The sequence below is a fragment of the Acinetobacter sp. NBRC 110496 genome (assembly GCF_000876115.1).
GTDB lineage: Bacteria > Pseudomonadota > Gammaproteobacteria > Pseudomonadales > Moraxellaceae > Acinetobacter.
Window position 1 is genome coordinate 91,062 of record NZ_BBTF01000009.1, and the last position, 6,611, is coordinate 97,672.

Genomic DNA, 6,611 nt, shown 5'->3' on the forward strand with positions numbered 1-6,611 from the left:
AGAGACACAAAAAAGGTGTGCTTTAGCACACCTTGATATTATTGCATCTTCTGCTGTAAGGCGACCAAACAAGGAGAGAAAAATAGTTGACCGCTATAGGCTCCTGCCAGCGTTTTCTTCATTACCAGTGCCCACAGACCCACCAGCAACACGCTTAAAACCACGGCCACATACTGTAAGAAGTCGAGATGCAGTTGATGCGCCAAGTTAAAGATCGCCAAGATAAACACACCGAATGGGAAAGTCAGTCCCCACCAACCCAAGTTAAATGGAATCCCTGTACGCATATGACGCAGTGTGGTCAAAATCGCAATCCCAAACCACCATAAACCAAAACCTAATAGCACCAAACTTGCCACGATGCCCAAGGCTGGAAGTAATGTCGCTAAGCCTTCGAAACCCATCGCCTGCATAATACGTGGGGCTTGTTCACCCAATAATAATAACGCTAATGCCCCTGTTCCAATCGGCCCTAAACATAACCAGCTAGAAATCGCGACTTCTTTCTCAGGTAATTGATGCAAAGCTAGACGTAGCATCAAAATGGTTAAGATTGCAAACGCAGGTAGTACAGAAATACCCCACAATACATAGCCTGTGATCAAGATGGTTAAAGCATGCTGATCTGCTGCTAAGTGCTGTAATAACAGCCCCGCAGAGCTGGCAGCGACCTCACAGGCCACAATTGGGAGTAACCACACCGCAGTCATGCGTTGTAATTGATGATCTTGGCAGCTAAACATGCAAAATGGCACCACCCATGCAATTACCACTGCCAGAAACACATCCAGATACCAGAGATAGGTCGCAATCTGGATGGCAATATCACCATATAAATGCGTACCAAAACTGAGAAAACCATTGGCAATGGTGGCTAAACCCATCGGAATCGCTCCTAAAAACAGGCTCATATTCGGATGACTAAAAATCTGCTTGGCTTCAGTTGGGAACAAAATCCAGCGTAAGATATAGAGCACACTAAAGGTGCTAAATAACAGAATATTAAACTGCCATAATTTGGTCGCAAGCATAAATAAGATCGATGAAGCGAAAGGCAGCTGTGCTAAAATCATTGCGACCACACCCGTACCCATGGTTGCAGTAAACCAGTTTGGGGTAAAATGGCGAATCACATCGGTGCTCTGCTCTAGTTGATAAAACGGCTTTTTCATCTCTATCTCGATATCAAGCGACTATGAAGCTATTTTAGATCAATCCTTAAATAAGAAAAATTGATTTATTTTTATTTGATGAATCAATTTAATTGATATAAAAACTTTAAATATTGAAATTTTTCTGTGTAAAAACACAACAACAAGACGAAACGCTGAGAATATGGCAATATATAGCCTTTGCAAAAATCACTGTATTTAACGCCCATGAAGTTGCTTCGTCTCAACGCATTATCGCCAGACTTTCAGTTACCCCCAACTGCGGTAACGATTGGCAATTTTGATGGTGTCCATCTTGGCCATCAGGCGATGATTGCTCAACTCAAAACGTTGGCTGAGGCACAAGGCCTAAAAACACTGGTGATGATTTTTGAGCCACAACCACTTGAATTTTTTAAAGGTTATGAAGCTCCACCGCGTATCAGCTCACTCAGAGAAAAAGTAGAATATTTAACTGAGCTCGGTGTGGACTACATTGCTGTTGCGAAATTCGACCAATATTTTAGAAGCTTAAATGCCACTGAATTTGCTGACCTACTTAAATTAAAACTCAATGCACAAAGCCTAGTGTTGGGTGATGACTTCCATTTTGGCAAAGACCGTCAAGGTAACAGTGAATTCTTACGAGACTATGGTTTTGATATCACCAATTTAAATACCGTGGCTTTAAATAATGAACGTGTCAGTTCAACCCGTATTCGTCAGGTTTTACAAGAAGGTGATCTGGCATTAGCGGCAAAACTATTGGGCCGTCCATATAGCATCACAGGTCGTGTGCAATATGGTGACCAGATTGGCCGTACCCTAGACTTTCCAACCATTAATGTCCGTTTAAACCGCCATAAGCCATGTTTAAACGGGATTTATGCGGTGGATGTGGTGTGTGAAAATGCATCCTTGAATGCAAAAGTAAAACATGTCGATCCTGCCCTGAACGGGATTACAGGCTATCAAGCCGACAGTTTGTTTGGTGCAGGTCATGTAGGGACACGCCCAGCCATCAAACAAGTCCATCCTGAATGGCGATTAGAGGTACATTTCCCTGATGTTTCTGCTAATCTGTATGGCTTATTGATGCGGGTCACTTTCCTTCACTATTTACATGGTGAACTGAATTACCCTTCGCTTGAAGCCCTCAAAGCTGGAATTAATCATGATGTGCAACAGTTACGAGACTATCGGACGAGTACACCAGAATTTCCATTTTAAATTTAATTTTCATTTGTAATACGTGTCAGTTTACAAACTGATCAAACTGGAAGAAAACTTGCATGAGCGATAAGCAAACTCCTGAAAATGCAGTGGATTATAAAGCCACACTCAATTTGCCAGCGACTGAATTTGCCATGAAGGCAAACTTGGCTGTGCGTGAAGCCAAATGGTTAGAAGAGTGGTATGCCGACAACATTTATCAGCAGATTCGTGAAGCGCGTATTGGCAAGAAAAAATATGTATTGCACGACGGCCCTCCCTATGCCAATGGTCAAATTCATTTAGGTCATGCTGTCAATAAAGTCCTCAAAGACATCATCATTAAAAGCCGCGTTTTAGACGGCTTCGATGCACCTTATGTGCCGGGTTGGGACTGTCACGGCCTGCCAATCGAACTGAAAGTCGAAGAAAAAGTCGGTAAAGTGGGCGTTAAAGTCGATGCTTCAACCTTCCGTAAAGCTTGTCGTGAATATGCCTACACCCAAGTCGAATTACAGAAGAAAGACTTTGTGCGTATGGGCGTTTTTGGTGATTGGGACAATCCGTACCTGACCATGAACTTCAAGCAAGAAGCGGATATCGTGCGTGCACTCGGTGCCATTGCCAAAGCAGGTCATATCGAACCGGGTCTAAAACCAGTGAACTGGTGTATGGACTGTGGTTCATCATTGGCTGAAGCCGAAGTTGAATACGAAGATAAAAAATCCGATGCGATTGATGTTGGCTTTACCGTAGTTGATCTCAAAGAACTCAGCACACGTTTGAATGTCGAGGTTCAAGATGCGACAGATATCGTGATCTGGACCACTACACCATGGACCTTACCTGCCAACCAAGCAGTTGCGCTACACGCAGATATCGACTATCAATTGGTTCAAGTGACCACTGACCGTGGTACGCAAAATTTTATTCTAGCCAAAGACTTGGTTGAATCAGCAATCGAACGTTACAAACTGGAAAATCCAGTTGTACTCGCTGATTTCAAAGGTGCTGCAATTGAGAACCTTCTTTTACAACATCCGCTGTTGGCAGATCGTCAAGTCCCTGTCATTTTAGGCGAGCACGTGATTGCAACCAGTGGTACAGGTGCCGTTCATACTGCACCTGGCCATGGTGTGGACGATTATAAAGTCGGTTTGTTGTATCAATTAAAAGTTGAAAACCCTGTCGGTGGTAATGGTGTTTATTTACCAACATCGCCAATTTTTGCAGGGGAACATATCTATAAAGCCAACCCTCAAATCATTGAGGCATTGGGTGCCGTTGGTCGTCTATGGGCGCATCAGCCAATTAAACACAGCTACCCTCACTGCTGGCGCCACAAGACTCCAATTATCTTCCGTGCAACACCACAATGGTTTATCAGCATGGATGCCAATGGTCTGCGCCAAAATGCCTTGAATGCAATTGAAAACGAGATCGAATTTGTGCCTGATTGGGGCCAAAGCCGTATTCAGTCGATGATCGAAGGTCGTCCAGACTGGTGTATCTCACGTCAACGGACTTGGGGTGTGCCAATCCCATTCTTCGTACACAAAGACACCAATGCCCTGCATCCACGTACACCTGAATTGATCGAAGAAGTGGCTAAACTGATCGAACAAGAAGGCATTGATGGCTGGTATAACCGTGAAGCCAGCGAATTCATCGGTGCTGATGCTGAGCAATACAATGCCATTCGTGACACCTTAGATGTCTGGTTTGACTCTGGGACAACACACTATGCCGTGTTACGCGAGCGTGATGATCTACAAGATCCAGCAGACCTATATCTAGAAGGTTCAGATCAACATCGTGGCTGGTTCCAATCATCGTTATTAACCTCAATTGCCATCAATGAACGTGCGCCATATAAAGGTCTGCTCACGCATGGTTTCGTGGTCGATGAGAAAGGCCGCAAGATGTCTAAATCCTTGGGGAATATCATTACCCCACAAGACATCATTAAAGATATGGGGGCAGATGGCTTACGTTTCTGGATCGCATCTGCGGACTATCGCTATGAAATGACGGCTGGTAAGGAAATCTTTAGCCGTGCCTCTGATGGTTATCGTCGTATCCGTAATACCTTACGTTTCCTGTTGGCCAACTTGAATGGTTTCAAACCATCGACAGATGCTTTGCCAGTCGACCAACTGATTGCATTGGATCAATACATCTTGCAACGCGCTGCTGAGGTTCAAAAAACCATCCAGCAAGCCTATGAAGAGATGAATTTCCATATCGTCACCAATGCATTGACCAACTTCTGTATTAACGACTTAGGTGGTTTCTATCTCGACATCATCAAAGATCGTCAGTACACCACTAAAGCAGATTCTCAAGCACGTCATTCTGCACAAACAGCGCTATATCACATCGTACAAGCCTTTGTTCGCTGGATGTCACCGATCTTGAGCTTTACCGCACAAGAAGCTTGGCCATTGATTCCTGAACAAACCGGTAAATATGTGTTCACGGCTGAATGGTATGACATCCCAACCGCATCAACAGCAAACTTACTGTCTGAAGCAGATTGGCAAACATTGATTAGCGTAAAATCAGCAGTAAATAAACAGATTGAAGCCGCACGTAACGCTAAACTCATCGGCAGTAACTTATCTGCCAAAGTTGAACTTTGGGCAGATGAAGCCTTACAGACATTGTTAAACCAATTGGCTGATGAATTACGTTTTGTCTTGATCACCTCTCAAGTCATCGTTCACCCTTATGCTGAACAAGGTGAAAGCACGGATCTTGCAGGATTACGTGTCCAAGTCTCCGCAGCAGATGGTGAAAAATGTGTACGTTGCTGGCATGTACTGCCAGATGTAAATACACATGTTGGTCATCCTGGTTTATGCGCTCGTTGTATTATCAACGTCACTGGCAGTGGCGAAGTGAGAAAATATGCATAATTCTGTGCAAACTAGCCCAGCAAAAAAAGGCTTATTCCAATTTTATCCACATAACCTGCTTTGGCTTGGACTTTCAGTCCTCGCCATTGTGCTGGACCAATGGACTAAATGGATTGCCAGTTCACATTTAAATTATGCAGATCCTGTTCCTGTACTGCCCTTTTTAAATTGGACGCTGTTGCATAACTACGGGGCTGCATTCAGCTTTTTGTCTGACGCAGGCGGCTGGCAACGCTACTTCTTCACCTCTTTAGCAGGTGTGGTATCGCTGATTTTCATTTTCTGGCTGATGCGTATGCCAAAGAAAATGATCGTGTTACCGATGGCGATTGCGTTGATTCTCGGTGGTGCAATTGGCAATCTGATTGATCGTGTCAGCTTAGGCTATGTGGTCGATTTTATTCATGTTTACTATCAAAACAGCCATTTCCCAGCCTTCAACCTTGCGGATAGCTCAATTACGCTAGGCACGATTTTACTGCTGATTGATACCTTCTTCCTTGAGAAGAAACGTAACCAAAACGTGGATGCATAAGATGAACGAAATTATCCAACCAAACGAAGAAATCCGTATTCAAGATGGCTCAAAAGTCGACTTACATTTTTCTGTCTCGGTTGAAAATGGTGTTGAAATCGACAATACCCGTGGTCGTGAAGAACCCGTCAGCCTCGTGATTGGCGATGGTAACTTACTGCCAGGATTTGAAAAGGCACTCTTTGGTTTACGTGCAGGCGACCGTCGTACTGTACATTTACCACCTGAAGATGCTTTTGGACCTTGGAATCCTGAAAATATCCAAATCTTCGATACGGTTAAATTTGAGCAGCGTCCGATCGTTGGACATATGATTGAATTTGAAGATAAAGCCAAAGCAACCTTGTTTGGTATTGTAAAATCGGTCAATGATGACACCACAGAAATCGATTTTAACCATCCACTCGCAGGAAAAAATATTACCTTTGAAGTGGAAATCTTCAAAGTCACCCCTGCGGGTCAGCAAGGCATCAAATTGATGTAACAAAAAAGCTCTCAAATGAGAGCTTTTTTTTACGCTAAAGAAAAGTATAAGATCATAAACAACTATTTATTTTTAGAATCAAAGCAATAACACAGGAATTTCAATATGCTCATTTATATTATTGTTGGTAGTGTACGCGAAGGGCGTACCGCGATTAAAGTCGCCAATTGGGTACAACAAGCAACAACTGAATTTGCTTTAAAAGATATTCAAACTGAAGTTGTTGATCTTAAGGAATGGGACTTACCCCTATTTGCCGGTTCTCACCCACCTGCGACAGGCATTTATGATCAACCTAAACAACAACAGTG

Annotated in this window: 6 protein-coding genes; 5 read left to right on the forward strand and 1 reads right to left on the reverse strand. The window is 43.4% G+C overall.

Going from position 1 to position 6,611, the window contains the following annotated elements:
• Window positions 1–38: 38 nt before the first annotated feature.
• Window positions 39–1,172, reverse strand: coding sequence for a TDT family transporter (locus tag Aba26S_RS07035; RefSeq protein ID WP_043970986.1), 1,134 nt, complete (start codon window positions 1,170–1,172; stop codon window positions 39–41).
• Between the two features lie 207 nt (window positions 1,173–1,379).
• Between Aba26S_RS07035 and ribF the strand changes: the two genes are divergently transcribed.
• The 5 genes from ribF to Aba26S_RS07060 all read left to right on the forward strand — a co-directional run.
• A complete protein-coding gene (ribF, locus tag Aba26S_RS07040; protein WP_043970988.1) occupies window positions 1,380–2,381 on the forward strand; it encodes a bifunctional riboflavin kinase/FAD synthetase in 1,002 nt (333 codons plus the stop codon).
• A gap of 62 nt (window positions 2,382–2,443) precedes the next feature.
• Window positions 2,444–5,281, forward strand: a complete 2,838-nt coding sequence (gene ileS, locus Aba26S_RS07045) for an isoleucine--tRNA ligase (RefSeq protein ID WP_043970990.1) — start codon at window positions 2,444–2,446, stop codon at window positions 5,279–5,281.
• 4 nt (window positions 5,282–5,285) lie between these two features.
• A complete protein-coding gene (lspA, locus tag Aba26S_RS07050) occupies window positions 5,286–5,816 on the forward strand; it encodes a signal peptidase II (protein ID WP_162130233.1) in 531 nt (176 codons plus the stop codon).
• Window position 5,817: 1 nt separating this feature from the next.
• Entirely contained in the window at window positions 5,818–6,300 is a 483-nt protein-coding gene (locus Aba26S_RS07055) for a peptidylprolyl isomerase (protein WP_043970993.1), read from the forward strand.
• 105 nt (window positions 6,301–6,405) lie between these two features.
• Window positions 6,406–6,611: NADPH-dependent FMN reductase (locus Aba26S_RS07060; RefSeq protein ID WP_043970995.1), on the forward strand; the 206-nt coding region annotated here is incomplete at its 3' end.

Excerpts from the sequence above, each read along its gene's own strand:
- Aba26S_RS07035 (WP_043970986.1), bottom strand. The coding sequence starts at position 1,172 with ATGAAAAAGCCGTTTTATCAACTAGAGCAGAGCACCGATGTGATTCGC.
- ribF (WP_043970988.1), top strand. The coding sequence starts at position 1,380 with ATGAAGTTGCTTCGTCTCAACGCATTATCGCCAGACTTTCAGTTACCC.
- ileS (WP_043970990.1), top strand. The coding sequence starts at position 2,444 with ATGAGCGATAAGCAAACTCCTGAAAATGCAGTGGATTATAAAGCCACA.
- Aba26S_RS07055 (WP_043970993.1), top strand. The coding sequence starts at position 5,818 with ATGAACGAAATTATCCAACCAAACGAAGAAATCCGTATTCAAGATGGC.